Genomic DNA, 24,527 nt, shown 5'->3' with positions numbered 1-24,527 from the left:
CAACGTTTCGCCGATATCATTCAACATACGCTCGTAGCTCCGCGGCCTTGTACTCGGGCGCTGAATCGTTGACGAACATTCCGGCCCCGGTCTCGGATCCGGCGCGGAACTTCTGCTTGGTGCGGCTGCGCATCACCGGGTAGAACTCGACGTGCAGGTGGCAGGCTGGATCGTCGTGACTGCGCGCCGGGGCCTGATGCATCACCATCATGTAGGGGAAGCGCGGGCCGTAGTAGCCCTGGTAGGCTCGCAGCACGGCCCGAATCGAGCGCATCAGGCCCAATGCCCGGCGGCCCTTGAGTGCGGTGATGTCCGGCGTGTGTTTGCGCGGGTAGAGGTGTACCTCGAACGGCCAACGCGCCCAGAACGGAATGAAGCCGACGAACCCTTCACCGCGATAGACCATGCGTTGTTTGAAGCGCAGCTCGCGCTGGATGATCTCGCAGTGCAGGCAGCGATCGTGTTTGCGCAGATAGTCGCGCGCCGCGCGCACCTCGGCGTCGATCACCGGCGGTAAAAACGGATAGGCGTAGATCTGGCCGTGAGGGTGCGGCATGGTCACGCCGATCGCCTCGCCGTTGTTCTCGAAGATGTAGACGTAGCGCACGTGGCGGTTGTCGCAGTGTTCCAGATAGCGTTGCTGCCACAGCCGCAGCAGCTTGAGCAGGTGCTCGTCGCTCAGTTCGAGAAAGCTGGTGTTGTGATCCGGGTGGTAGAGCACCACGTCGCACGCGCCCCAGCTGGGCTTAACGCGGTACAGCGGATCGTCGGGCAGCATCGGCTCGGGCGGCGGCGAACTGAGCGTGGGGAAGTCGTTGGCGTAGATGTGTACGTCGTAGTGTTCGGGAACCTTGCCGCTGCCCGGGCAGAACGGGCACCAGTCGCGGGGCATCTGCGGCCGGTCCATGCGCTCGGTGGCCGTGGCGATCCACTGCCGCCGGGTCGGGTCGTAACGCAGCTCGCTCATTGCAATCCTCTTAGTTGCCGGGATCAAGAAGTTGCAGCGCCGCCCCGAGATGTTCCTCGGCCAGTGCGGCCAGCCCGTCGGCGGGCAGCACGGCCAGGCCGCCGACGAACGGCAGTCGCCCCAGGCACGGCGCGTCGATGCGCGCGGCCAGCTCGACGTAATTCTCATTGCGGGCAGCGTCCGCCGGGTCGTCGGGCGCAAGCTCGGTGAGCACCCAACCGGCGAACTCCAGGCCGCGGCTGCGGATCGCCTCGACGCTGAGCAGAGCGTGGCTGAGGCATCCCAAGCGGTTGGCCACCACCAGCAGCAGCGGCAGGCCCAGGATGCGCGCCAGGTCGGCCGTGGTCTGTTCCTCGTTCAGCGGCACGAGCAGCCCGCCGATCGATTCGACCAACGCGGTCACGCCGCGCGGCGCCAGCGAGTTGATGCGCTCGGCCAACTCGTCCAAGTCAAGCTGCTCCACTCCGGCCAGGCGTGTGGCCACGGCCGGGGCCACCGGCCAAGTGAAGCGCTCCACCACCACCTGGTCGAGCAGCAATCCGCTGACCCGGCACAGCAGGCTCGAGTCCGGGCCGATCAACCCCTCGGGCGTGGCCGTGCAGCCGGACTCCAGCGGCTTGAGTGCCAATGCCTCGCGGCCGCGGGCGATCAGCGCGGCGGTCAGGCAGGCGGCCACGGCGGTCTTGCCCGCGCCGGTATCGGTCGAGGTGATAAACAGTCCGTGTTCGATCACAGCCAATTGTCCTCACGGTAGATCTTGAGATAGACGAAGAACGTCACGCCCAGCGCCAGGTCGAGGCCGACCACGATCCAGGTCATCCAGCTCAGCGGCTCGATCAGGGTGTAGACCGCCAGCAGCGACGCGAACAGCATCTTTTCGAAACCGCCGAGCCAAAAGATTGTTCGGTTGACGTCGCGGTTGATCAGCGCCTTGGTGTAGACCGCGCCGAACAGGAAGATCATCAGGCCGCAGGTCCTGGCGAACAACGTCGAGCTCAGCTCGGGCAGCCCGAGGTAGGCGCACAGTACGTGCGGCCAAAGGAACAACGCTACCCCGGCTCCCAGAGTGATCGCCGATCCCAACAGCAGTATGTTCCCCAGACGCTTGATCCACTGCCTATACACCTTGCTCCTCCACCGTGCTCAGCGCCCGACGGGCGATCCGGACCAGCGCTCGCAGCTCGGTCTGGTCGATCGCCAGCGGCGGCATCAGCACCAGCACCTCGCCCAGCGGCCGCAGGATCGCGCCGAGCTTGCGCGCCTCGAGAATCACGCGCCGAGCCGGGGACTGGGTCCCCAGCCGCTGTGCGGGCTCCAGCTCGATCCCCGCCATCAGGCCGATGTGTCTGACATCGCCAACAATACGGTGCTCGTAAAATCCTTGCAACAGCTCGGCGAACAGCTCGACCTTGGGCTTGAGCCTTGCGATCACCTGTTCGCTATCAAAGACCTCGAGACTGGCCAGGGCCGCGGCGCAGGCTAATGGATTGCCGGTGTAGGTATGACCGTGAAAGAACGTGCGCGGCGCGCCCTCGTCCCCGAGGAACGCTTCAAACACCGGCTCGCTGGTCAGCGTGGCGGCCAGCGGCAGGTAGCCGCCGCTGATTCCCTTGGCCAGGGCCATAATATCCGGCGACACGTTCTCGTGCTCGCAGGCGAACATCGCGCCGGTGCGGCCAAAGCCCGTGGCCACCTCATCGCAGATCAGCAGCGCACCGGCCTCGCGCGTCAGCCGCGCCACCTGGGTCAAAAACCCCGCGGGCGCCACACGCAGGCCCGCCGCGCCCTGGACCAGCGGTTCGATGGCCACAGCCGCCACCGTGCCTTTGTGCTGGTCAAGAACGCTTTGCAGGCTCTCCAGGCACTGCATGTCGCAGCTCTCGCGCTTCAGGCCGCGCGGGCAGCGATAACAGAACGGATACTGGGCTACCGGCGCGTCGAACAGCAGCGGCCGGTACAGCTCGTGAAAAGCGTCAATGGCGCCCAGACCCACCGCGCCCAATGTGTCGCCGTGATACGCACCGTCGAAACGCACGAACACGTTGCGCTGCGGCTGGTCGATGTTGACGAAGTAGGAGAAAGCGATTTTGAGCGCTACCTCCATCGCGGTACTGCCCGAGTCGGAGTAGAAGACCCGCGTCAGGCCCGGCGGCGCAACGTCGATCAGCTTCTGCGCCAGCTCGATCGAGGGCACGTTGCTCAGCCCCAGCAGCGTGGAATGCGCCACGCGATCCAACTGTTCCTTGATCGCGCGGTCGATCAGCGGATGGCGGTGGCCGTGGACGTTGGCCCACAGCGAACTCACGCCGTCGATGTAGCTGCGGCCTTGGGTATCGATCAGCTTGCAGCCCTGGGCTTGTGCGATGATCGGCGCGTCGTCCTCAGGCCAGTCGAGCATCGGCGTGAACGGATGCCAAAGCCGCTCGCGATCGATTTTTTTAAGTCTCGCTGTCTTTTCCACGAATCCCCGGAGTGCTGGAGTCGGACGATCAAGTTTGTGCAACGGCCCGCGGCGATGCCAAATATCAGGCTCGCCCGTGCCTTGCTCCGCTGTCACGGATACGATACTTTGCCAATTGATTGAACGATCAATCAACGTCTGATATAAACCAAAATATTCTGTTTAACAAATTCATCGAAGGCGCACCAGCGCCGGCAAGAGGGAGGTAATCGACATGGGATTACTAGACGGTAAAGTAGCTGTCATTACCGGCTCCGGAAGCGGCATCGGACGCGAGTACGCCCTGCTGTTCGCCAAAGAGGGCGCCAAGGTCGTAATTAACGACCTCGGCGGATCGCGCGACGGCTCGGGAGACGGCAGTGTCCGGGTCGCCGACGAGGTGGTCGCAGAGATCCAGGCCGCTGGCGGCGAAGCCGCGGCCAACTACGACTCGGTGGCCACGATGGAAGGCGGCCTGAACATCGTCAAGACCGCGGTAGACGCCTTTGGCAAGCTGGACATCCTGGTCAACAACGCGGGCATCCTGCGCGACAAGACCCTGACCAAAATGCCCGAGGACTGGTGGGACCTGGTGATTGCCGTGCACCTCAAGGGGACCTTCTCCTGCTCGCAGGCGGCGGCCAACCAGATCCGCGAACAGGGCAGCGGCGGCCGGATCATCACCACCTCGAGTCTGGCGGGACTGATCGGCAACTTCGGTCAGACCAACTACGGCTCGGCCAAGGCCGGAATCGCGGGATTCACCAGGGTCGCGGCCGTGGAGCTGATGAAGTCCGGCATAACCGTCAACTGCATCGCTCCCGTAGCGGTGACCAGGCTCACCGAGGATCTGCCGATGTTCCAGGCCGAGGGCGTGGCCCAGGAGCTCTCCCCGGCCCACATCGCGCCCCTGGCGCTGTTCCTGGCCTCGGACCTCTCGGCCAACATCACCGGCAAGATCTTCGGCATCCAGGGCGGCAAGGTCTTCCTCTACCAGATGGTGACTTCCGAGGGCGTGGTCAAAGACGGTGTTTGGTCCGCCCAGGACATCGCGGACAATCTCGATCAGATCATGAAGATTTAAAGACCGCTCAAACAACATGCACCGACAGGGGGCCGCAAGGCCCCCTTTTTCTATGGCCGTAATGCCCACCTTTGGATGGGGATGGGGTGGGGTAAATTATTGTATTACGACCAGCGGTCTGAGCCGTTATCGAGTTGGATTATTTGGGCTTGCGCTCGAGCAGCTTTTCAATGCGCTTCTCGATCGACTTGGTCTCCCTGCTGGTGGCGAAACACATCTCGGTGACCAGCAGGGTGCGGGCCGTATCGAGCATTTTGCGCTCGCCGAACGACAGCTCTTTATCTTGACTGCGATGGTAAAGATCACGCACCACCGCGGCAACCTCGAACAGCGATCCGGTTTTAATGCGGCACATGTAATCGCGATAGCGGCGGTTCCAGGTCTTGCTGTCGACGTTCTTCGGACGTTTCTTTAAAATGTTGAATACTTTATTAGCTTCCTTGGCATCGATGATATTGCGCAGGCCCACGACCTCGGCCTTGTCCACGGGAATCATGATGCGAATGTCGTTGTCCAAAATGCGCAGAATATAGAAGCTCTGCTTGTGTCCGCTGATCTCTTTTTTCTCGATTCCCTCGATCTCGCCGACGCCTTGGGCAGGATAGACGGCTTTTTGACCAATTTTAAACTTGCCCATGAACCACCAAAGGTGAAGATGTGAAGAGCCTAAACTTAGAGTATTTTTTATCACACCGCACCAAACGGCGCAATCGGCAGCCATGGCGGACGATCCTTGACGCGCCTGTCAACAGCCGGGTATAACCGGCCCAAAGCTCGGAGGCCGGCAATGAAACGTCTAATTGTATTGATCCTGGTCCTGGCGGGAATTTTGGCCCTCACCTGCGGGATGTCCGGCCTGGGCGGCCCCTCGGCCACGGTGATTCCCGAGCCCGACGAGAACTACACTGTGACGGTGATCGACAAGTCGCTGGTCAGCGCCCCGGCCTGGAACGTGACCTGCGACGGCGATACCTTTCTGGTCGGCCTGCGCGGTAAGGCACAGGTGGCGATCGACTTTGAAAAGATCCAGGCCGTAGATTTCGTCTCCGGCGACCAGGGCTTTCAGAACGCCGCGGTGCTGTTCTGGGACGGCTCGTCGCACGAGATCAAAGTCAAGAACATGGTGCGTTGCAGCGGGCGGACCGATATCGGAATCATGCAGATCAAGGTCCGCGACATTCATCGCATCGAATTCATCCAGGGAACGAAATCGACCGGGGATACGTCCAGTCCCTGAGCAATTAATTCAATAGTCGAGGAGAAACGATGGCCACGCACCGAACAGGCCGCAACGCGCCGGGGATGATAATCACGGCGACGCTGGCGACCTTGATTGCTTTGCTGCTGCTCGCCGGCTGCTCCCAGCGACCGGTTACCGTCCAGAGCGAGATCAGCGAAACCCGCGACCTGGTAGAGACCGTGCAGGCCACGGCGCGCATCCAGCCGGTGGTCTCGGTCGACCTCTCGGCCGACCTCTCGGGCCAGATTGTGCAACTCGACGTCAATGAGGGCGACTGGGTCGAGAAGGGACAAGTGCTGGTTCGGCTCGACCAGGATCTGTACGCCAGTCAGCGCGACCAGGCGCGGGCCAGTTTGCGCAGCGCCGACGCCGGCCTGGAATTGGCGCAGGCCAACCTGGCCCAAGCTCAGCGCGAGCTGGCGCGCATCGAGCAGTTGCACGAGCGCGGCCTGGCCTCGCAGCAGGCGTTTGAGAACGCGCGCACAGTCCACGAGAGCGCCGAGGCCCAGGTCGAGGTGGCCAAGGCCCAACGCAGCCAGGCCCGCGCGGTGATCAACAGCGCCGACGACCAATTGGGCAAGACCGTAATCCACTCTCCGATGTCGGGCACCGCGGTCAAGGTCAATAAAGAAGTTGGCGAGATCGCCATGGGCAACCAGTTCACCCAGGACGTGATCATGGTGGTGGCCGACCTTTCGGCAATGGAGTGTGTGCTCGAGGTTGACGAGAACGACGTGGTCAAGATCCAGATCGGCGACAGCGCCAAGATCGAGGTCGACGCCCTGCCCGACGACGAGTTCTCCGGCACGGTGACGCGCATCGCCAAAAGCCCGCTGATCAAAGGGCTCGGCGGTCTGGAGGAGACCACCAGCTTCGAGGTCAAGGTGACGATCGAGGGGCCGATCGAGAAGCTGCTGCCCGGAATGAGCGCCACGGTCGACGTCGAGGTCGACCGCGCGGACCAGGTGGTGGCGGTGCCGTTGCAGTGCCTGACCAAGCGCGACCCGGTGGTCGAGAAAGAGCTGCGCGAGGCGCGCGAGAGCAAGCAGAAGCTCGAACGTCCGCCCACGCCCGAGACCGATCGGCTGGTCGAGTGCCTTTTCGTGATTCAGGAGGGCCAGGCGCTGATGCGTCCGGTGACCACCGGCATCAGCTCTGAGACCCACGTCGAGATCAAGGAGGGGATCGAGTCCGGCGAGGAGATCGTCGCGGGCAGCTACAAAACGCTGAACACCATGCTGCACGACGGCCTGACGGTCGAAGTGTCAAACGTCGCCGGACCGGGAGCCAAGGAGTGAGCGAGCCGCTGCTCAAGCTGACCGAGATCTGGAAAATTTACCGCATGGGCAAGGTCGAGGTCCACGCGCTGAGCAACGTCTCGCTCAACGTCGAAAGCGGCGAGTACATGGCGATCATGGGCCCCTCGGGCTCGGGCAAGTCAACGCTGATGAATATTCTGGGCTGCCTGGATACGCCCTCGGCCGGCAGCTACGTGCTGGCCGAGAACGACGTCAGCCGCATGCGCGACAACGAGCTGGCCGTGGTGCGCAACCGCCAGATCGGCTTCGTGTTTCAGACCTTCAACCTGCTGCCGCGGGCCAGCGCCCAACACAACGTCGAGCTGCCGCTGGTCTACGCCGGAGTGGGCTCTTCCGAACGCAAACGCCGCGCGCGCGAGGCCCTGGCCAAGGTCGGGTTGGGCGATCGCGGCAGCCACAAGCCCAACGAACTCTCCGGCGGCGAACGCCAGCGCGTGGCCATCGCCCGGGCGCTGGTCACCAAGCCCTCGATCATTCTCGCCGACGAGCCCACCGGCAACCTGGACAGCAAGACCAGCTCCGAGATCATGCAGATCATGGGCAATCTGCAGCAAGAGGGGAACACCGTAATCCTCGTGACCCACGAGGAGGAAATCGGCCGCCTGACCCGCCGGATCGTGCGCCTGCACGACGGCCAAATCGTCAAGGATGAGCGAATTTGAGAGCACTGTGGGAAAACTTCAAGCAGGCCCTGCTCTCGCTCAAGGCCAACCTGCTGCGCAGCCTGCTCACCACGCTGGGAATCGTGATCGGCATTACCACGATCATCGCGATCATCAGCGTGATCGAGGGGCTCAACGAGTCGTTCAGCAACTCGATCAGCGCCATCGGCCAGGGCGTGCTCTACGTGCAAAAATGGGACTGGGGATCCAACGATTGGGAGGCCATACGCGGCCGACGCGACATCACCATGCGCGAGGCGCGAATCCTCGAGGACCAGCTTCGCACGGCCCAGAACACGGCGATCACCGCCCGCACCTCACGCGACATCCGCTACAAGACCCACAAGATCGAGATGGTGCAATGCTACGGCACCGGGCCTTCCTGGGCGCCGATCCGCAACATCGAGGTGGTGCGCGGCCGCTTCATCAGCGAGACCGAGGTCGAGGCCGCACGCAACGTGGTCGTGCTCGGGGCGGACATCGCGGACCAGCTGTTCCAGGGCGAGGACCCGATCGACAAACGGCTCTATCTGGGAGGCCGCAGCTTCCGCGTGATCGGCGTAATGGGCAAGACCGGATCGACCCTGGGCTTCAACCTGGACACGATCGTGGTCATCCCCCTGGGCACGTTCTTCAAGAGCTTCGGCGCCCACCGTTCGCTGACGATCCTGGTCCAGGCGCCCGATCCCGCCGACGTCAGCGCCACTGAGGAAGAAGTGCTCGGCGTAATGCGTCGCGCGCGACGGCTGCGCTTCGGCGAGGAGAACGACTTCTCGATCAACCAGATGGACATTTTGCGCGAGCTCTACGAGAAGCTCACCGGCGGGCTGTACACCGCGATGTTCGCCGTGGCCTTCATCAGCCTGCTGGTCGGCGGCATCGGCATCATGAACATCATGATGGTCTCGGTCACCGAGCGCACGCGGGAGATCGGCATCCGCAAGGCGCTGGGCGCCAAGCGGCGCTCGATTTTGCAGCAGTTCCTGATCGAGGCGATTGTGCTCTCCGCCCTGGGCGGGGTGGTCGGCATCGCCCTGGGGTTCGGCCTGGCGATGCTGGTGGCGGCGGTCAGCCCGGTGCCCGCGGCAGTGCAGGTCTGGTCGGTGATTCTCGGGCTGCTGTTCTCCTCGCTGGTGGGAATCTTCTTCGGCATCTACCCGGCCTACAAGGCCAGTCGACTCAAACCGATCGAGGCGCTGAGCTATGAGTAGCGCTGTGGGACCGCTGCGATGAGTATTTGGGAGAGCATCAAGGTCGCCCTCGAGGCGATCCGCGCACATAAGTTCCGCTCGTCGCTGACGACCCTGGGCGTGATCATCGGCGTGGCCACGGTAATCGCGATGATGGGCGTGGTCGGCGGAGTCAACGCCCAGGTCAACCGTGAACTGGGACGCATCGGCGCCTCGACGTTCTACGTCTCCAAAATGCCGGCGATCGTGATCAGCGGCACCCAGTGGCGCGATTACGCCAAGCGCAAAGACCTGTTGATCGAGGACGCCGAGGCGATCAAGCGCGCCTGCCCCGACGTAAGCCTGGTCGGCCCGAGCCTGTCGCTGTGGGGCCTGCGCGCCCGGGGCGGCGTGGGGCAGACCGACCCCAACGTCTCGCTGGCCGGCATCACCGAGACCTACGGCGAGATCAACAACATCTCCATCGAGATCGGCCGCAACCTGACTGCGGGCGACGTGGACGCCGCGCGGCGCGTGGCGATCGTCGGTCCGGACGTGGCCGAGAAGCTGTTTCCAAACCGCCCTGCCCTGGGCGAACAGGTGACGATCTTCGGCGGCGGCTACACCATCGTGGGCATTGCCGAGCGGCAGGGAGAGATCTTCGGCCAAAGTCAGGACATGTACGTGGCCGTGCCGATCTCCACGCTTCAGCGCAAGGTCGGTCGCCGCCACTCGGACTTCACGATCTCGGTGCGCGCCGTGTCCGGCGAGCGTGTGAACTCGGCGATGGACCAGGTGCGCGGCATTATGCGCGCCCGGCGCAAAGTCCCCTGGGGCGAGCCCGACGACTTCGAGATCCTCACCCGCGACTCGATCATGACCACCTGGCGCGCGCTGACCGGCTCGGTCTTCGCCGCGGCGATCGGCATTGCCGCGATCAGCCTGCTGGTCGGCGGGATCGGCATCATGAACATCATGATGGTCTCGGTGAAGGAGCGCACCAAGGAGATCGGCATCCGCAAGGCGCTGGGCGCGTCCCAGGCCACGGTGCTGATGCAATTTCTGATCGAGGCGATGTCGCTCTCGGCGCTGGGCGGGGTGCTCGGCGTAATTCTCTCGGTGGGCGGCCTGAAGCTTGCCGCGCACTACTACCCCTCGCTGCCGGTGCACATCAGCCTCGGTCCGATTTTGCTCTCGTTCTTTTTCTCGCTGGGGGTCGGCCTGTTCTTCGGCGTCTGGCCCGCATACCGCGCCGCGCATCAAGATCCGATCGAGGCCCTGCGCTACGAGTAGCGGCTCAAATCAGGAGCTGATCCATTTCGCGCGCTGGGCCGCGATGTACTGCGCGCTACGCGTGGCCAGCGCCATGATCGTCACCATCGGATTGACGCCCAGGCTCGAGGGGACCATGCCGCCGTCCACGGCGAACAGCCCCTTGACGTCCCACAGCTCGCCGTAAGGGTCCGACACGCTCTCCTCGCGCGACACGCCGATGCGCGCCGTGCCCAGCGGGTGGAAAGCCATCGACTCCAGACGCATCGGGTCGGGGTCGGTGCGCTCGAACAGGCGCACCTGGTCGGGCTTGATCTGCGGCAGGCCGGCCACCCCGGTGTAGACGCTTTTGGCCCCGGCGGCAAAGTAGATCCGCGCCAGCACGCCCACGCCGCGCAGCACGCGCCGCACGTCCTGCCTGCTCATCTTGTACAGTGACAGCGGCCGGTTGCGGCTGTTGAGCACACGGCCGGTTGCAGTGTCCGAGATCATCACCCCATAGGTGGAGACGTTGGCGTAGTTGCCCATCAGCTCTTTGTATTGCTGTCCGATGTAGGGCAGCACCGGCGCACCCAGGGCCGGCGGCACTGCGATCCCCTCGAACATGATCCCGTCGCTTTTAAAGTCGTCGATGTAGGTCCCCTGGGGCACGCCGATCCAACTTTTAACCTCCTCGTCCATCACCGCCAATACGCGCACCGCCGGATGCACGGTCAGGTTGCGCCCAAGCTGGCCGCTTTGCTTGCCCAGCTTGTTGCGCTTGAGCAGCACCGGGGTATGCAAGGTGCCGCAGGCGATGATCACCAGCGGCGCGCGCACACGCAACTCGCCGCGGACCTCCAGGCCGTCCTCCGAGAGCAAACTGCCGCTGACCCCGACTGCTCGGCCGTTGGCGATTTCGATCTGTTCCACGCGGGCCGAGCTGACAACCTTGCCCCCGGCCTTGATGCACAGCGGCACGTAGGTGGTGTTGGCCGCGCGTTTGGCCCCGTCGGGGCAGCCGATGGCGCAGGTGCCGCAGCCGCGGCAGTTCTCGTTGTTGTGCACCAGCGGCTTGACCGTCAGCCCCAGTTGCTTGGCACCGCGCTCGACGACAAGCGCGTTGTTGCCCCAGACCTCGCGCGGCAGTTCGTGGGCGTGAATGATTTTTTCCACGCGCTCGAACAGCGGCCCCATGCTCGTCGGGTCGAGATCGGGAAGCTGTTGCAGCACGGACCAGCGCAGCATCACGTGGTCCGGCGTGCGAAAGCAGGTGCCGGAGTTGATGGTGGTCGTGCCACCCACGGTGCGCCCCACGGGCATCGAGATCGGCGGTTTGCCCAGGCTGGCCGTGGCTCCCTGCTCGCGGTAGAGCTGCATAAACGCCTCGAGGGCCGAGCGCGGGTAGTTGCGATGGTCGTAGTAGCGCCCCTCCTCAAGCAGCACCACCTCCATGCCGGCCTCGGCTAGCTCCTTGGCCATGGTCGCTCCGCCCGCGCCCGAGCCGACGATCACCACGTCGGCCGATAGATTCAGCGGCGCGTCTACGGTCGAGCCGTCGACGATCTTCGCGTTGAGCTCGTAGTATTCCGGCGCCATGCTCAACCCCCGTCTTCTTCGTCAGGGCAGTGCGGCTCGTAACCCGCGGCCCGCTCCAGGCGCGGGTCGGAGAACGAGATGAACGCGATCAGGAATTTGAGCAGGAAGAGAAACATCCTGCCGCCGAAGCGCTTGTGCCCCTCGAGCTTTTTACAAAACTGTTCGCGCTCCTCGGGGCCAAGCGATGTAAAGCGTCGCGGCTTGAACCAAAAGAGCAGCGGGCCGTAGTCGAAGACCCGCAAGTGCGCGCGGTAGGCCTTGGCGTAGAGCCGGTTCATACCGCGCAGATAGCGCTCGAACGGGCCGTCGAGCTCGATGTCCAGCGCCCCGAGTTCGAAAGCTCCACCGCGCGGCAGCACCGTATCGGCCAGGGCGTGCAGCACGCGGCGCTCCCTGGGTTTAAGTCTCCAGTACTCAGCCATCGATGCCTCCGACGGTTTATTTTTTTACTAATCTTTCGACCATCACCGGAGTATTACCTGGCAGGGGCCCTGTCAAGGCCGATCAAGCCCGCATGCTTCATGATGCTTCGTAGCGAGGCGTGCAAGATGCCGCAAGAACAAGGAAGCCGAGCCGATACTGCGGAAGCGTACTTGCTTAGTACGTTGAGCACGAATCGGCGAGGATAACGCGGCTATTGCGAGCAGATTGTGCGCCGCAGTAGAAGCATCATGAAGCATGCGGGCTAAGCCGTGACCCAGAACGGTCCGCAGATCATCCGCGGCAGGCCTGCGGCGATAAACGCGCGCACCGCGTCTTGCGGCGAGCAGACGATCGGCTCCTCGTGCATGTTAAACGAGGTGTTGATCAAGCACGGCACGCCGCTGAGTTGGTGCCAGCGTTCGAGGATCGCGTAGTACTGCGGCTCGTCTTCGCGATAGAGAATCTGCGGCCGTACCGTGCCGTCGACGTGGATTACGCCGGGGCACAATCGTTTGAGCTCGTCAGTGGCGTGAAAGCTGACCGTCATCAGGCGCGCGGCGCGCGGCGCGAGGTCGGGATTGCGCAGCATGCGATCGGCGTGCTGCGCCATGATCACCGGCGCAAAGGGCATGTACTCGTTACGATGCAGCTTGTGGTTGAGCCAGTCGTTGACCGAATAGTCGTCGGGCCGGTACATGATCGTGCGGTGCCCCAATGCGCGCGGGCCGTACTCCAACGCCCCGGCATAACGCACCACTACATTGCCCTGCATCAGTGCCGCGGCAGCCTCGTCCGCGATGTCAGCGGGCCGCGAATAGCTAAGTCCGCCCTGGATCAGCGCCTGCTCGATCTGCTGCTCGTCGTAATCCGGCCCAATGTAGACCGAGGGCAGATCGTAGCTGCGCAGACCGTGCTCCTGCGCTAAATAGGCCAATCCCGCGCCTACTGCGATCCCCTGGTCGGACATTGCCGGAAAGACGTAGACCTGCTGGACCTGCGGCAGCTCGGCGATCAGCTGATTGACGCGCACGTTGCCGAACACGCCGCCGGCCAGCGCCACGTTGGGCAGGCCGGTGCGGCGCACGGCCGCAGCCGCATAGCCGACCATCACCTCTTCGAAGCGCTGCTGTGTGGCCGCGGCCAAATCGCGGCGGTCAAGCTGCGCCAGCTCGCGATAGGGCGAGGCATGACCCGAGGCAAAAAGTTTGAACGGGTAGACGAAGTCCTCGCCGTCGTCGCGAAGGCCGAACAGCTGCGAGACCAACGGCAGGCCCGGCGCGGGATCGCCGTGCGCGGCCAGGCCGGTGAGCTTGCCCGCCAGCAGCGGGTTGATCCCGGCGATCTGCGCCATTTCGCCGTAGAACTGGCCGGGCGAGCGCAGGGCCGACGAGCCGTAAAGAAATTTGAGCCCGCCGTTCTCAAAGGCGAACACGCGCGAGCTGTGGCCGTCGCCGTAGTTGTCCACGCTGATCACCGTGGCGTCCTGGAATCCCGAGGCCAGGGCCGCGCTGTAGCCGTGGGCCGTGTGATGGTCGATCAGCCGCACGGGCACGCCCGCGCGCATTCGCGCCAGCAGGCCGTTGAACCCGGTCATCAGCCGCCTGAACCAGCCGCAACGATAGACCGCGTGGTGGTAGAGCAGGTTCAGCCGTTGGAGCAGGCCAAACATGTCGTGCTCAAAGCTGGGGAAATGCGAGCCGAACAGCCGCGAGATGAAGTGCGTCTGGTTGCCGCAGACCGCCAGCTTTGTATCGCGTAGCCGCACACCGCTGACCTGCTCGAGCCAGTCGATCGAGCGTTGCGGGAATCCGCCGTCGAAACGTACGCGGCTCAGCCGCTCCTCGGCCACGGCCCAGAGCCGTTCACGGCCATCGAACAGGGCGGCGTTGGCGTTGCTGTCCTCGTGCAGGCAGAACAGTTGCGGCAGTTTGGTCTTGTCGTCAGGTTGCATAAGTCCAGATGAAGTTATCAGATCGCGCGCCCAGTGAACAAGGCGGCGGGCAACGCAGTGTTGCTGCGGCTTGACAGCGCGTACTCCGTGTACTTGTCTTAGTTCGATGAAAAAAGTGGCATTGATGTTCTCAGGCGGAGTCGATTCCACGGCCCTGGCCATCGGCCTGGCCGAGGAGTACGAACGAATCCACCTGCTGACCTATGACAACGGCTACGGCACGACCCGCATGAATCGCAGCGCTGCGCGCGCCCAAGAGCTGAACAGTCTGGTGGCTCCCAAATACGAACACGCGTTGATCTCGATCCGTCCGCTGTTCCAACGCGTGCTGCTCGACACCCTGGACCGCGACTACGAGCAGTACGAGTCCGGATTCATCTGGTGCATGGGCTGCAAGCTGGCAATGCACGGCCGCACCATCGCCCTGTGCCTCAAACACGGCATCGAGCACGCCTGCGACGGATCGAGCGGCGACACGCCGGAGATGGTCGAGCAGATGCCTCTAAGCCTCGAACTGGTGCGCGGCCTGTATCGCGAGTACGGCATCGAGTTCTCCAACCCGGCCTATGATGCGCGACGCGCGGACTCGGACGCGCTTCTTAGCAGCATGGGATTCAAGCTCGGGCTGCCGCTGATGGGACGTCGGCTCTCCAGCCAACCCGCGTGCCGTCCCGGCGAGCTTTACTACCTGCCCTTCCTACTGTTGGGCCAGCCGCCGCAACACGCGGAACAGACAGTGCGCCGTTTCATCGAGGACAAGTCGCAAATCGTCAGGCAGCTGATCGCCGAGCTGACCGAGGATCAGGCCGATGCAACGCGCTGAGCACATTTTACAGCCGCGGCCCATCAGCCGCCTGCGCTACTTTTTCGGATTGGCGATCTTCGTCGGGATTAATTTGGCGATCGGCGCGGCGCTGCACGCGCGGGCGCTGTTCCAGCCGCGCTTTCGCCGCGTGCTGCCTTTCTATCGACGGCAGTTCATTGCGACTCTGGGTCAGGTGTTGCGGCGGGAACGGATACTGATCGGTCCTCGCGCTTCCCGTAAATAGACGACCAGACGTCCTCCACCAGCAGCTCACGCTCGAACCAAGTGTCGCGCAACAGCTCGGCGCGCGGCGTGAACGCAATCGCCGGCCTGGGCAGCAGGTAGGGCCGGGCCAGCCACAGCCGCTGATCCTCGATCTCGCGCTCGCATTCGCGCGTGGCAAAGAACCAGTGGGTATTGCGCAGGCCCTCGGGCAGACACTCCAGGCCCGAATCGTTGTGCGCGGCGCGCGGGAAACGCTCGTACCAGCGCTGGTCCGCGGGCAGATCCACGAACACGCAGGCCGCGCTCAGCGCGGCGATCAACAGCGCCGGGGCGATGTACCACCCGACCAGACGTTTACGCGGCGCCGCGGAAAGCCAGGCACCGCCGTGGGCCATCAGCACGATCAGGAACGGCAGCACCAGAGCCAGGAACGTGGTCTTGAGCTCTTCCCAGTTCTCCTGCACGCCGAAAATCAACATGAACGTCACTACGGCCAAGGCCACTGCAGCGAACAGCGAACGCGAGCGTTGCCACAGCCCGGCCACGCCGGGCACGATCAAGGTCAGCAGCAGCAGACCGAAGCCCTTGAGCAGGGTCAGCGGCAAATGCAGCCAGTTGGGGAACGGGTAATGCGGTGTACGGATCAAGGTCTCGGCCAGCGGCCAGTTGAACAGACCGTTGAACTGAAAACGCCAACCTAAAAGGTTGTGCTCGAAAGTCGGGCGGAAACCCTCGAGGCCCGGATGCTGGGTGGGGTGAACGAGCATCCCGCCGTAGGCAAAACGATTCCAAGCCAGGTAGGGTGCGATCAGCGCGGCCGCAGCCAGGCCGAACAGCAACAGATCGCGCCAGCGCCGCTTTCTGCGCAGCAGCAAAATCAGCATCACCGGCGCGAAGATGATCGCCACATTGCGCACACCGCCCAGCGCGCCGAACATTGCGCCCGCGACCAGTGCCGAGGAATCTTCCTTTATTAAAAACAGCAGCACCAGGGTCAGCCCGACCATGCCGATGGCGTTGGGGTTGAGCAGATCCAGGGAGCCGTAAATCCCGTTGAGCGGAAACAGCAGTGCGAAGAAATAGGCCGTGCCGAAATCGAGCCCAGTGCGCCACAGCAGCGAGAAACCCAGGGCGAAAGCCAGCCCGGCCAGCGATGCATAGAACAGCCGGAAGCCTTCGAGGCCGAAAAGCTTGAACAGCGGACCGGTTGTGATCCCCGAGCCGATGCGCTGGTCTTTACTGATCAGCCCGTAGCTTTGCATGTCCACCAGGTCGTGCGGCAGCCGGTTATCCAGCTCGATCTGCCAACGCTGCTCGCCGTGCGCGTCGAGAAAATCGACCGGCTGCCCGGCGCAGAACATCGCCGGTGCAATGATGTAGGTATCCCAGTAGCCTCGCGCCCAGCCCGCGAACATGCTGTAGAACAATCCGCAGATCGCCAGCGCCGTGAACAGCACGGCCATCGCCCATAGCGTGGGCAGCTTGCGCTCAGCGCACGACAAGGCGTTCTCCGATCCACAGCGCGTCGAGCCCTGACGCAAGATAGGTGGCCACCGCATCCTCGGGCGTGTGCACGATCGGCTCGCGGTGCATGTTGAAACTGGTGTTGCAAAGCGTACCGTTGGGCACGCACTTGAGCAGGGCATGCAGCGGCGTTGCCTGCCGCTCCACGCGCTGGGCGCGGGCCGTGCCGTCGGCGTGCACCGCGTTGGGCAACAGCTGCGCCGCATGGTTGCGCAGTTTGAAGGCTGCGGTCATCAGCGGTGCGCAGGGTCCGGCCGCAGCCTCGTCGTACAGCTCGTTAAAACGTTCGTCAATGGTCGCCGGGGCAAAGGGCATGATCGGATCGCGCTCGATCATTCGCGAAACTTTCGCCGGTAGCCCGGAAACCGCGGCGCTGAACAGGATCGAACGCTGCCCCAAGGCCCGCGGCCCGAACTCGGCCCGTCCCTGAAACAGGCCCACGACCTTGCCCGCGTCGAGCATGTCCGATACGCGCTGCGGCGCGTCAATCAATGTCTCGGATTGCAGCCCCGCGTCCTCCAGGGCGATAGCGATGCGCTCGGGACCGAACTGCGCGCCCAGCGAACAGTGCTCCATCTGCGGCGCGGGCTCGATACCGTGCTCGAGCGCAACCGCGGCCGCCGCGCCCGCGCACAGCCCGCCGTCGCCCATATGCGGAAACACGAACATCCGCCTCAGTCCCGGCAGGCGCGAAATCACGCGGTTGAGCCCGACGTTGGCGAACACCCCGCCGGCCGCCGCCAACTCGTCGCGTCCGGTGGACTCGAGTAGTGCGCTGACCTTTTGCGAAACCAACTGCTCGAGCAGCGTCTGGGCCGCGGCCGCCAACTCGTGATCGCCAAATTGTTCCAGGACGCGTCCGGCCAGATCGATCAATTGCTCCACGCGCGGCTCGCCGTCAGGATCCAACCCCTGACGCAGCATCGACAGCGCCCGATCGCCGCGAGCCAACGGGGCCAATGCGCTGACCTTGCCCTCCTCGCCCTCGACGAACCCAAGCAGGCTGGCCACCGCTCCGAAAAATTGGGCCGGGCTGTTCTCAATGCCCATCCGCTCGATCTCGCGCAGCTGTGGGTCGTGTCGGTCCAAGAGCGCAGCCGCGCCGGACGAGCCGTCACCATAAGCGTCGATCGAAAGGATCAGCGGGTCGCGCATCCCGCTGTACATCAGCGCGCTGGCCAGGTGCGCCTGGTGATGGTCGACCACCGCCAGCGGACCCTGATAGCCGACGGAGCGCAGCCGCGCGCTCAGCGCCTGCCTGGAGAGCGACTCGTCGAGCTCGCGCGTCCAGCGGCTGGAGTGGATCATGCGGTGCAGCTTGCGCGCCAAACGGTTGGTCGGCCGCAACAGCAGCTGGTTGGGGTCGCTACGGCGATACCAGGGGTCGAGCACGCGGAACACGGCGCGGCCCGCTCGCTCGGCCACGGCCACCAGCTCGACCTGCGACCAGCCCAGGCCGCTGCAGCGCAGGCACTCCTCAATCGCCAGTAGCGGAAAACCCGGCTGGCGCTTGCGCCTGGTCAGCCGCTCCTCGCTCACCGCATGCACGATCTCGCCATCGCGCAGCAGGCAGGCCCCGGCGTCGTGCCCATCGCAGATCCCGAGCACGATCATTGTTGCTCCACTCGCGGCCGCCGCAGTCGCGTCCCGAGTATCAGCAGCAGCAGCCAGCCGCCGCCCGCGATCCAGATCAGCCAGAGGCTGAAGTTGGCGTGAAGCAACCAGGCCAGACCGAAGGCGAGCACCGGCAAACCCAGCAGCCCGATCGCCAGGCCGACGATCGCCGACTCGAGTGCGTCGAAGCGTCCGAGTTTCCACGCGGTCATTGCGCCGGGCAGCCATAGCGCCAGGACGAATGTCGCAACGTGGATAATCTCGATCGCGCTCATCAGCGCACTCCGCAGATGGTTGTTCGGATGCCTGTCAACTCCAACCCATTTTTGGTAGCCTAGCCTGAATTATTCATGATGGTTCGTCAACGCGAGCACGCGAGCGTACCGAACTCGTTGGTCAACGACCCTCGCCCAGATGCGAGATTGTTGGCGCTGGATACACCCCAGGCTAGACTGATGCGAGTACTTTTCACCAATACCAACTACCAGCGCCAAGTGGAGCACACCTCGCTGATCAGCGTGGTGCCGCCGTTGGATTTGGCCTACTGCGCGGCGCTGGTGCGACGCGAGATCAGCGCGGCGCAGGTCGAGATCCTCGACGCCAACGCCCTGGGACTGGACCAGACCGCGCAGCTCGAACGCATCCGCCGGTTCGACCCGCAGCTGTTGGTGCTGACCGCGGCCACGCATTCGATCAACGCCGTGGCCGGGCTGCTCGCCGGACTGGATGGGTCATCAGCGCTGAAAGTATTGATCGGCACCCACGGCTCGGCCCTGCCCGAACAGACTCTCGAACAAATCCCGCAGCTCGACGTTGTGGTACGCGGCGAGCCCGAGTACGGCGTGCTCGATATCGCGCAACGCGTTGCGGAGCAGCGCGGGTTGGATGACGTTATGGGGCTGCATTACAGGCGCGAGGGCGCGATCGAATCCACGCCTGATCGGCCGCTACTGGCGAAGCTCGACTCGCTGCCGTTCCCGGCCCGCGATTTGCTGCCCAACGCGAGCTACTCATCGCCCTACTCCGACCGCGTTACCGCGTTGCGAGCCACGCGCGGCTGTCCCGGGCGCTGTAGTTTCTGCGACAGCCACCTGCTGTTTGGCGCCCGAACCCGGGTGCGCGACCCCAAGCTTGTGGCCGACGAAATCGAGCAATGCGTGCGCGACCTGGGACTGCACTACATCGCAATCATCGATCACACCTTCACCGCGAGCCGTAAGTTCGTGATCGAACTCTGCGAGCTGCTGATCGAGCGCGGCCTGGGGCGCAAAATCCGCTGGGCGTGCAACACGCGCGTGGACATGCTCAGCGACGAGATGGTCGCGCTGATGCGCGGCGCGGGCTGCGTGGAGATCGGCATCGGCATGGAGGGCGCGGTCAACGAACAGCTCGCGGCAGTGCACAAAGGAATCACCGAGCAACAGATCGCCGAGGCGATCACGCGGATCAAACGTCAGGGCATCGTGGTCATGGGCTATGCGATCATCGGCTTTCCCGACGACGACGCCGCGTCCATCCGCGCTACAGAGCGCGCAATAAAAAAGCTCGATCCCCACGTGTTGCAGCTGAGCTTTGCCACGCCACTGCCCGGATCGCGCCTGCGCCAACAGTGCCTGGCCGAAGATCGAGTGCTCAGCGATAATTGGGACGACTACGTTTTCCTGCGCCGCTCGATCATCCGCAACAAAAGCCTCGAGACCGAGCAGCTGCAAAACATGCGCGACCAAATCGTGCGCTCGTTCTATCTGCGACCGCGCAAGCTTTTGCAGCTGGTCTATCTGCTGTTGTTTCGCGCGCGCATCAGTCGTTTTAGCGCGATCAGGGCCGGGCTCAAAGTGCTGGGGAACATGCTGCGCAGATGAGTTTCGATAAGCAAAACCTGGCGCGCTGGCTGCTCTCGCAGCGCATGGCCGACCCCCAAGGCTGGGTGCTCAGCTGGGAAGGGCCCGACGCCTTTGGCTACCCCGAGGCCACGGCCTACGCGCTGATGGCAGCCACTACTTACCCATCGGCGCTCGATGAGCTGGACCGGGTACGCCTGGAACAGATGGCGCAAGCGCTGATCTCGTCCGTGCACAAGCGCGGCGGCATCGGCAAGAACGGATCGATCTATTTGTTCGACAGCGCACTGGCCGCCGACGCCCTGGCCCGTCTGGAGCGCTCCGGTACAACCGCGCGACTGCAAGCGGCGATCCGCGACGCGCTGGAAATTTTGGGGCGGACCATCGGCCGGATGCTCAAACAGCGCGCGGCAGTGCTCGGTCATAACGCTGTGAACCGCTGGTCCACGCGGCCCGGCCCGCATCTGCTCAAGATCGTGCGCGGCGCCGAGGCGATCCCCGAGAAGCTGCGGCCCACGGGATTTAGCAACGCGTTACGCGCAATGTTGACCGACCTGGCCCTAGACGCCGACTTGCAATGCCTGCTCAACGGCGTAGCGCCCGACCGCGAGGTCTACACTCACGCCCTGTGCTATGCGTTGGAGGGATTGATCGGCTGCGGCCACGCGGGTCTGATCGACCAGCCCGACTTGCGCGGCGCGGCGCAAATGTTGGCCACGCTGCAACGGCCCGAGGGCGGGGTGCCAAGCTTCATCGATCCTCAGGCCCAGCCCGCAAGCGACTCCACGGCCCAGGCGCTACGGCTATGGCTGCTGATCGACCCCGAACGTTTCAGCGACAACATCGAGTCCGGCCTGAAATTCCTCGAATCGCTGAACAACGGAGCGGCGCCGCGCTACACGCCGCAGAGCAGCGATCGGCCGAGCTGGAGCGCGGTGTTCCTGATCCAGGCCCTGGCCTGGCGCGAACACGGGGCAATCCCCGCGGAGCTGATCTAAGTGAAGATCTCGGCCGTGGTCTGCGCGCACAACGAGCAGGACTCGATCGAAGATGTGCTGCACAAGCTGGCGCGGCTTGGCTCGCTTTACGAGCTGATCGTGGTCGACGACGGCTCGATCGACAGCACCGCTCAGATCGCCGAGGGGGCCGGTGCTCAAGTGCTGGCGCTGCGGCCCAACCAGGGCAAGGGCCGGGCGATCGCCGCGGGGATCAAGGCCGCGCGCGGCGACTGGGTGCTGTTCATCGACGGCGATGGTCAGGACCATCCGCGCGATGTACCAAAGCTGATCCAGGCCGCGACAGACGGCGCAGATCTGGTTAACGGCTCGAAGTTCATCGGCAGCATCGAACGCGGCGCGATCAGCGGGCCGAACTATTGGGGCAATCGACTGATGTCCGGGCTGATCAATCTGCTGTTCGGCGCCCGGATCAGCGATTCGCAATCCGGCTTTCGATTGATCCGCGCCAAGTTTCTCAAGGCCCTACAACTGCGCTCGGCCCAGTACGAAATCGAGACCGAGATTTTAATCAGCGCACTCAAACAGGGTCTGCGCGTGGTCGAGGTGCCGGTGCTGCGCAGCCCGCGCAGTGCGGGGCGCACCGACTTTCGACGAATCCGCAACGGCCTGCGCATCCTCTGGACGATCCTCAGGCTGCGTATGCGACGCGACAGATGAATCCTTTGGGCCTGACGGCTTTGGGTCTGCGGGCCCTGGCCGCAGGGTTCGGACGAAACGCGCGGCCGTTCAAGCTGACCCTGGCGCCGACAATGCGCTGCCCTTATTCCTGCACGTTTTGCCACGGCGATAATCCGCCGCAGTGCGACGAGGCCCCGGCCGAAGCGTTCGCCGAACTGTTCGCGCGCAACCGCTTTGTAAATTGGATCGACCTCACCGGCGGCGAGATCTTCGCGCGCAACGACCTGCCCTCGATCCTGCACGCGATCCGCAGCGAGCTGCCCCACCTGGCGGTGCTGCATTTCCCCACATCGGGCGGCGCGGACCTCGATCTGGTGCGCTCGACAGTACACGAACACCGCCTACGCTCACGCGGACGGCTGGTGGTTACGGTCAGCGTCAACGGCCCGGCCGCGCTCGATTCGCAGCTACGCAACAGCCCGGACTCTTTTGAGCGCAGCGTGCTGACCTATCTGACGCTGAGCGAGATCCCGGGTGTGGACGTTTACTTCGGCATGACCCTCGTGCCGCAAAACATCGACCAGGTGCAGGCAACCTTTGGCGCGCTCAGCGACCGCGTGCCCGGGCTGGAACCGCGCGATTTACACGTCAACTTCTTCAACCGCTCGTCGCACTTTTTCGGCAATATCAACTGCCCCGGGCTCACGTCTGAGCAGACCAAACAGGCCGCGACTAAACTGCTCGAGCTCAGACGCCGCGAGCCGCTGCGTTCGCCGCTGGATTTATTGGAGCGCTGGTTCCTGCGACTGATGCCGCTGCATTTGCGCACCGGCCGTTCGCCCGCGCGCTGCGTATCGTTGCGCAGCAACCTCTACATTGCGCCGGACCTCACGGTTTACCCCTGCACACTGTGGAATCGGCCGTTGGGAAAGCTCGAGGATTACGGCTTCGAGATCGAGCGGCTGCTTAACAGCGACGATGCGCGACAGGCGCGGCAAATGGTGGAACACGATCGCTGCCCGGGATGCTGGACGCCGTGCGAGGCGTTCCCCAGCCTGCTGAACTGGCGCTGGCCCGCGACGCTATTGCGCCGCAGCCTGCGCGACAAACGTTAGCCCTTTCTCGCCCGGTGCGAACTCGGCGCTTGCGCCGGGCTCGAGCACTATCGCCTCGAACTTGGAATCCGGCCGTGCGGCAATCTCGCGCAAGTGCCGCGGACGTCCAGGATGCAGCGACAGCGGAGGCAGGCTGGCCCAGATTCCACCCTCGTGGATCGGGATCGCGTAACGCGCGCCCAGATCGTGGGCAGCCGCGGCCGCATCCTGAGGATTCATCACGATCCGGCGGCCGAAAACCCGCGTGCCGCCAATGGGCAGCAGCGCCACGTCGCAGGGACCGAGTCGCTGGGCCGTGAGATTGAACGCCGGGCTGTAGCGCGAGTCGCCGCCGAAGAACAGGCTGCCGCCCGGGCCGCGAATTACGGCGTTGATCTCGTAGCCGCTGTGGTGCGCCTCCGCGGCGATCAGTTCCAGCGGGCCCAGGGCGCGGCTTTGCCACCACTGCAGCTCGTGAACCTCGCCCGCATGGCCCGGCCCAAGCTTTTCAACCACACCCGGCGGGGCGAAGACCGCCATTCGCGGATTGCGCGCCGCCAGAAATCGCACCGCCTTGACGTCGAAGTGGTCGGGGTGCAAATGGCTGGCCAGCACCGCGTCGATGGGCGGCAATTGATCCAAGGCAATGGGCGGAGCGTAGAAGCACGGCAAGCCGCGCAAATTGTTGCCATACCACGGGTCGGTGAGCACGGTCAGTCCCTGCCACTGGATCAGGGTCATCGAGCAGCGCAGATAGGTCACGCGCAGGCGATCGTTCATCGATTGCCGCTGATGTAACTCAGCAGATCGTCGGGCGGAGCCTGGGCCAGCAGCTTGATCATCTGCTCGTGGATCAGGCCGTTGGAGGCCACGATGAACGGCTCGAACAGATTGAGCTTGTCCCCGCCGAAATCGCTGACTTGGCCCCCGGCCTCGCTGACCAGCAGCACGCCCGCGGCCATGTCCCAAATTTTAAGTTTGAGCTCCCAAAAGCCCTCGAACCTGCCGGCCGCAACCCACGCCAGGTCCAGGGCGGCAGAGCCGATGCGACGCACGGCCTGGGAGCAGATCGAGAACTTGAGAAAGTGATCGAGGTTGGTCTGGGCCGTGTTGCGGATGTCGTAGGGAAAGCCCGTGGCCAACAGGCTGCGGTCGAGCCGCGGTTCGGGTGAGACGCTGATCCGTTGCGAATTAACGTACGCGCCCTGGCCGCGCAGCGCCCAGAAGGTCTCGCTCTGAGCCGGATGATGCACCACGCCCAGCAGCGGCTCGCCGTTTTCAAGCAGGGCGATGGACACGCAGAACGCGCGCAGACCGTGGGCATAATTGACCGTGCCGTCCAGCGGATCGACCACCCACTGGTATTCGCGGCCCTCGATGTTGCGCGCGGTCTCCTCGGAAATGATCTCGTGCTGCGGATAATGCAGGGCAATGGCCGAGCAGATCAGCTCCTCGCTGCCGCGGTCGGCATCGGTCACCAGATCGACCGGCGAGGACTTGCTGTTCACGATCAGCTCGGTGTCGAGCTTGCCCAGCAAATAGTCACCGGCCTGCTGCGCGATCTGCTTTGTAAACTCCAGCGCTTCGCGGTAATCCATAACAGCATTATTGATGAAGCCCCGCTTGCGGCGCAACTTGCCGCCGCAACGCGCCGCGCGATAGACTTCGGGCTTGTAAGAAAC

Annotated in this window: 24 protein-coding genes; 11 read left to right on the top strand and 13 right to left on the bottom strand. The window is 64.0% G+C overall.

Translation table 11 applies throughout. The annotated features are described in order from the left end of the window. Window positions 1-16: 16 nt before the first annotated feature. Genes galT through bioA form a run of 4 tightly spaced genes read right to left on the bottom strand, consistent with a single transcriptional unit; the run spans window position 17 to window position 3,428 of the window. Window positions 17-967 (bottom strand): galactose-1-phosphate uridylyltransferase, encoded by a 951-nt coding sequence (gene galT, locus P9M14_04680; protein MDP8255022.1) that lies wholly within the window; start codon window positions 965-967, stop codon window positions 17-19. A 10-nt stretch (window positions 968-977) separates the two neighbouring features. After that, window positions 978-1,700: a dethiobiotin synthase gene (gene bioD, locus P9M14_04675; GenBank protein MDP8255021.1), complete on the bottom strand. Its 723-nt coding sequence runs from the start codon at window positions 1,698-1,700 to the stop codon at window positions 978-980. Next, window positions 1,697-2,092 (bottom strand): hypothetical protein, encoded by a 396-nt coding sequence (locus tag P9M14_04670; GenBank protein MDP8255020.1) that lies wholly within the window; start codon window positions 2,090-2,092, stop codon window positions 1,697-1,699. Before P9M14_04670 ends, bioD begins: the two co-directional genes overlap by 4 nt. Then, window positions 2,085-3,428, bottom strand: a complete 1,344-nt coding sequence (gene bioA / locus P9M14_04665; GenBank protein MDP8255019.1) for an adenosylmethionine--8-amino-7-oxononanoate transaminase — start codon at window positions 3,426-3,428, stop codon at window positions 2,085-2,087. The genes P9M14_04670 and bioA overlap by 8 nt, the downstream gene beginning before the upstream one ends. 214 nt (window positions 3,429-3,642) lie before the next feature. Here bioA and P9M14_04660 point away from each other — a divergent pair, with 214 nt between their 5' ends. Continuing rightward, window positions 3,643-4,491 carry an SDR family oxidoreductase gene (locus tag P9M14_04660; protein MDP8255018.1) on the top strand — a complete coding sequence of 283 codons (849 nt, stop codon included), beginning with the start codon at window positions 3,643-3,645 and terminating at the stop codon, window positions 4,489-4,491. A 139-nt stretch (window positions 4,492-4,630) separates the two neighbouring features. On the opposite strand, the gene P9M14_04655 is transcribed toward P9M14_04660, so the two are convergent. Continuing rightward, the gene (locus P9M14_04655; protein ID MDP8255017.1) at window positions 4,631-5,212 is read right to left on the bottom strand and encodes a CarD family transcriptional regulator; all 582 of its coding nucleotides are present in this window, start codon (window positions 5,210-5,212) and stop codon (window positions 4,631-4,633) included. Between the two features lie 66 nt (window positions 5,213-5,278). Here P9M14_04655 and P9M14_04650 point away from each other — a divergent pair, with 66 nt between their 5' ends. Genes P9M14_04650 through P9M14_04630 form a run of 5 tightly spaced genes read left to right on the top strand, consistent with a single transcriptional unit; the run spans window position 5,279 to window position 10,174 of the window. After that, entirely contained in the window at window positions 5,279-5,728 is a 450-nt protein-coding gene (locus P9M14_04650) for a hypothetical protein (protein MDP8255016.1), read from the top strand. Window positions 5,729-5,757: 29 nt separating this feature from the next. Continuing rightward, entirely contained in the window at window positions 5,758-7,029 is a 1,272-nt protein-coding gene (locus P9M14_04645) for an efflux RND transporter periplasmic adaptor subunit (protein ID MDP8255015.1), read from the top strand. Beyond that, window positions 7,026-7,712 carry an ABC transporter ATP-binding protein gene (locus P9M14_04640; protein ID MDP8255014.1) on the top strand — a complete coding sequence of 229 codons (687 nt, stop codon included), beginning with the start codon at window positions 7,026-7,028 and terminating at the stop codon, window positions 7,710-7,712. The genes P9M14_04645 and P9M14_04640 overlap by 4 nt, the downstream gene beginning before the upstream one ends. After that, window positions 7,709-8,923 (top strand): ABC transporter permease, encoded by a 1,215-nt coding sequence (locus P9M14_04635; GenBank protein ID MDP8255013.1) that lies wholly within the window; start codon window positions 7,709-7,711, stop codon window positions 8,921-8,923. The genes P9M14_04640 and P9M14_04635 overlap by 4 nt, the downstream gene beginning before the upstream one ends. An 18-nt stretch (window positions 8,924-8,941) precedes the next feature. Continuing rightward, a complete protein-coding gene (locus P9M14_04630; GenBank protein MDP8255012.1) occupies window positions 8,942-10,174 on the top strand; it encodes an ABC transporter permease in 1,233 nt (410 codons plus the stop codon). Window positions 10,175-10,183: 9 nt separating this feature from the next. On the opposite strand, the gene P9M14_04625 is transcribed toward P9M14_04630, so the two are convergent. From P9M14_04625 to P9M14_04615, 3 genes are all read right to left on the bottom strand, one after another. Continuing rightward, window positions 10,184-11,731 carry a GMC family oxidoreductase gene (locus P9M14_04625; protein ID MDP8255011.1) on the bottom strand — a complete coding sequence of 516 codons (1,548 nt, stop codon included), beginning with the start codon at window positions 11,729-11,731 and terminating at the stop codon, window positions 10,184-10,186. Window positions 11,732-11,733: 2 nt separating this feature from the next. Further along, window positions 11,734-12,153: a hypothetical protein gene (locus tag P9M14_04620; GenBank protein MDP8255010.1), complete on the bottom strand. Its 420-nt coding sequence runs from the start codon at window positions 12,151-12,153 to the stop codon at window positions 11,734-11,736. A gap of 263 nt (window positions 12,154-12,416) precedes the next feature. Next, the gene (locus P9M14_04615) at window positions 12,417-14,105 is read right to left on the bottom strand and encodes a carbamoyltransferase C-terminal domain-containing protein (protein MDP8255009.1); all 1,689 of its coding nucleotides are present in this window, start codon (window positions 14,103-14,105) and stop codon (window positions 12,417-12,419) included. A gap of 106 nt (window positions 14,106-14,211) precedes the next feature. Here P9M14_04615 and P9M14_04610 point away from each other — a divergent pair, with 106 nt between their 5' ends. Next, entirely contained in the window at window positions 14,212-14,928 is a 717-nt protein-coding gene (locus tag P9M14_04610; GenBank protein MDP8255008.1) for a hypothetical protein, read from the top strand. 155 nt (window positions 14,929-15,083) lie between these two features. Here P9M14_04610 and P9M14_04605 read toward each other — a convergent pair whose 3' ends face one another. Genes P9M14_04605 through P9M14_04595 form a run of 3 tightly spaced genes read right to left on the bottom strand, consistent with a single transcriptional unit; the run spans window position 15,084 to window position 18,548 of the window. Then, window positions 15,084-16,637 (bottom strand): hypothetical protein, encoded by a 1,554-nt coding sequence (locus tag P9M14_04605; protein ID MDP8255007.1) that lies wholly within the window; start codon window positions 16,635-16,637, stop codon window positions 15,084-15,086. Next, complete coding sequence (locus P9M14_04600; protein MDP8255006.1) at window positions 16,624-18,273, bottom strand: carbamoyltransferase C-terminal domain-containing protein; 1,650 nt, start codon at window positions 18,271-18,273, stop codon at window positions 16,624-16,626. Before P9M14_04600 ends, P9M14_04605 begins: the two co-directional genes overlap by 14 nt. Continuing rightward, a complete protein-coding gene (locus P9M14_04595; protein MDP8255005.1) occupies window positions 18,270-18,548 on the bottom strand; it encodes a hypothetical protein in 279 nt (92 codons plus the stop codon). Before P9M14_04595 ends, P9M14_04600 begins: the two co-directional genes overlap by 4 nt. A 180-nt stretch (window positions 18,549-18,728) precedes the next feature. Between P9M14_04595 and P9M14_04590 the strand changes: the two genes are divergently transcribed. The 4 genes from P9M14_04590 to P9M14_04575 are packed head-to-tail and all read left to right on the top strand — an operon-like array spanning window position 18,729 to window position 22,866. Continuing rightward, window positions 18,729-20,135: a radical SAM protein gene (locus tag P9M14_04590; GenBank protein ID MDP8255004.1), complete on the top strand. Its 1,407-nt coding sequence runs from the start codon at window positions 18,729-18,731 to the stop codon at window positions 20,133-20,135. After that, the gene (locus tag P9M14_04585; GenBank protein ID MDP8255003.1) at window positions 20,132-21,112 is read left to right on the top strand and encodes a hypothetical protein; all 981 of its coding nucleotides are present in this window, start codon (window positions 20,132-20,134) and stop codon (window positions 21,110-21,112) included. The genes P9M14_04590 and P9M14_04585 overlap by 4 nt, the downstream gene beginning before the upstream one ends. Beyond that, window positions 21,113-21,790 carry a glycosyltransferase family 2 protein gene (locus P9M14_04580; protein ID MDP8255002.1) on the top strand — a complete coding sequence of 226 codons (678 nt, stop codon included), beginning with the start codon at window positions 21,113-21,115 and terminating at the stop codon, window positions 21,788-21,790. It abuts the gene before it with no gap. Next, the gene (locus P9M14_04575) at window positions 21,787-22,866 is read left to right on the top strand and encodes a hypothetical protein (protein MDP8255001.1); all 1,080 of its coding nucleotides are present in this window, start codon (window positions 21,787-21,789) and stop codon (window positions 22,864-22,866) included. Before P9M14_04580 ends, P9M14_04575 begins: the two co-directional genes overlap by 4 nt. Here P9M14_04575 and P9M14_04570 read toward each other — a convergent pair. Both P9M14_04570 and P9M14_04565 read right to left on the bottom strand, forming a co-directional pair. Continuing rightward, the gene (locus P9M14_04570) at window positions 22,834-23,625 is read right to left on the bottom strand and encodes an MBL fold metallo-hydrolase (protein ID MDP8255000.1); all 792 of its coding nucleotides are present in this window, start codon (window positions 23,623-23,625) and stop codon (window positions 22,834-22,836) included. The genes P9M14_04575 and P9M14_04570 overlap by 33 nt on opposite strands. Next, window positions 23,622-24,443: an inositol monophosphatase family protein gene (locus P9M14_04565; protein MDP8254999.1), complete on the bottom strand. Its 822-nt coding sequence runs from the start codon at window positions 24,441-24,443 to the stop codon at window positions 23,622-23,624. Before P9M14_04565 ends, P9M14_04570 begins: the two co-directional genes overlap by 4 nt. Between the last annotated feature and the right edge of the window lie 84 nt (window positions 24,444-24,527).

The organism is Candidatus Alcyoniella australis (genome assembly GCA_030765605.1).
Taxonomy (GTDB): Bacteria; Lernaellota; Lernaellaia; order JAVCCG01; family Alcyoniellaceae; genus Alcyoniella; species Alcyoniella australis.
This window is presented reverse-complemented; position numbering and strand designations above follow the sequence as displayed.

Coding starts and splice junctions, on each gene's coding strand:
- galT (MDP8255022.1), bottom strand. CDS start 967: ATGAGCGAGCTGCGTTACGACCCGACCCGGCGGCAGTGGATCGCCACG.
- P9M14_04660 (MDP8255018.1), top strand. CDS start 3,643: ATGGGATTACTAGACGGTAAAGTAGCTGTCATTACCGGCTCCGGAAGC.
- P9M14_04655 (MDP8255017.1), bottom strand. CDS start 5,212: ATGGCTGCCGATTGCGCCGTTTGGTGCGGTGTGATAAAAAATACTCTA.
- P9M14_04650 (MDP8255016.1), top strand. CDS start 5,279: ATGAAACGTCTAATTGTATTGATCCTGGTCCTGGCGGGAATTTTGGCC.
- P9M14_04645 (MDP8255015.1), top strand. CDS start 5,758: ATGGCCACGCACCGAACAGGCCGCAACGCGCCGGGGATGATAATCACG.
- P9M14_04630 (MDP8255012.1), top strand. CDS start 8,942: ATGAGTATTTGGGAGAGCATCAAGGTCGCCCTCGAGGCGATCCGCGCA.
- P9M14_04625 (MDP8255011.1), bottom strand. CDS start 11,731: ATGGCGCCGGAATACTACGAGCTCAACGCGAAGATCGTCGACGGCTCG.
- P9M14_04620 (MDP8255010.1), bottom strand. CDS start 12,153: ATGGCTGAGTACTGGAGACTTAAACCCAGGGAGCGCCGCGTGCTGCAC.
- P9M14_04615 (MDP8255009.1), bottom strand. CDS start 14,105: ATGCAACCTGACGACAAGACCAAACTGCCGCAACTGTTCTGCCTGCAC.
- P9M14_04610 (MDP8255008.1), top strand. CDS start 14,212: ATGAAAAAAGTGGCATTGATGTTCTCAGGCGGAGTCGATTCCACGGCC.
- P9M14_04600 (MDP8255006.1), bottom strand. CDS start 18,273: ATGATCGTGCTCGGGATCTGCGATGGGCACGACGCCGGGGCCTGCCTG.
- P9M14_04595 (MDP8255005.1), bottom strand. CDS start 18,548: ATGAGCGCGATCGAGATTATCCACGTTGCGACATTCGTCCTGGCGCTA.
- P9M14_04590 (MDP8255004.1), top strand. CDS start 18,729: ATGCGAGTACTTTTCACCAATACCAACTACCAGCGCCAAGTGGAGCAC.
- P9M14_04585 (MDP8255003.1), top strand. CDS start 20,132: ATGAGTTTCGATAAGCAAAACCTGGCGCGCTGGCTGCTCTCGCAGCGC.
- P9M14_04575 (MDP8255001.1), top strand. CDS start 21,787: ATGAATCCTTTGGGCCTGACGGCTTTGGGTCTGCGGGCCCTGGCCGCA.
- P9M14_04570 (MDP8255000.1), bottom strand. CDS start 23,625: ATGAACGATCGCCTGCGCGTGACCTATCTGCGCTGCTCGATGACCCTG.
- P9M14_04565 (MDP8254999.1), bottom strand. CDS start 24,443: ATGGATTACCGCGAAGCGCTGGAGTTTACAAAGCAGATCGCGCAGCAG.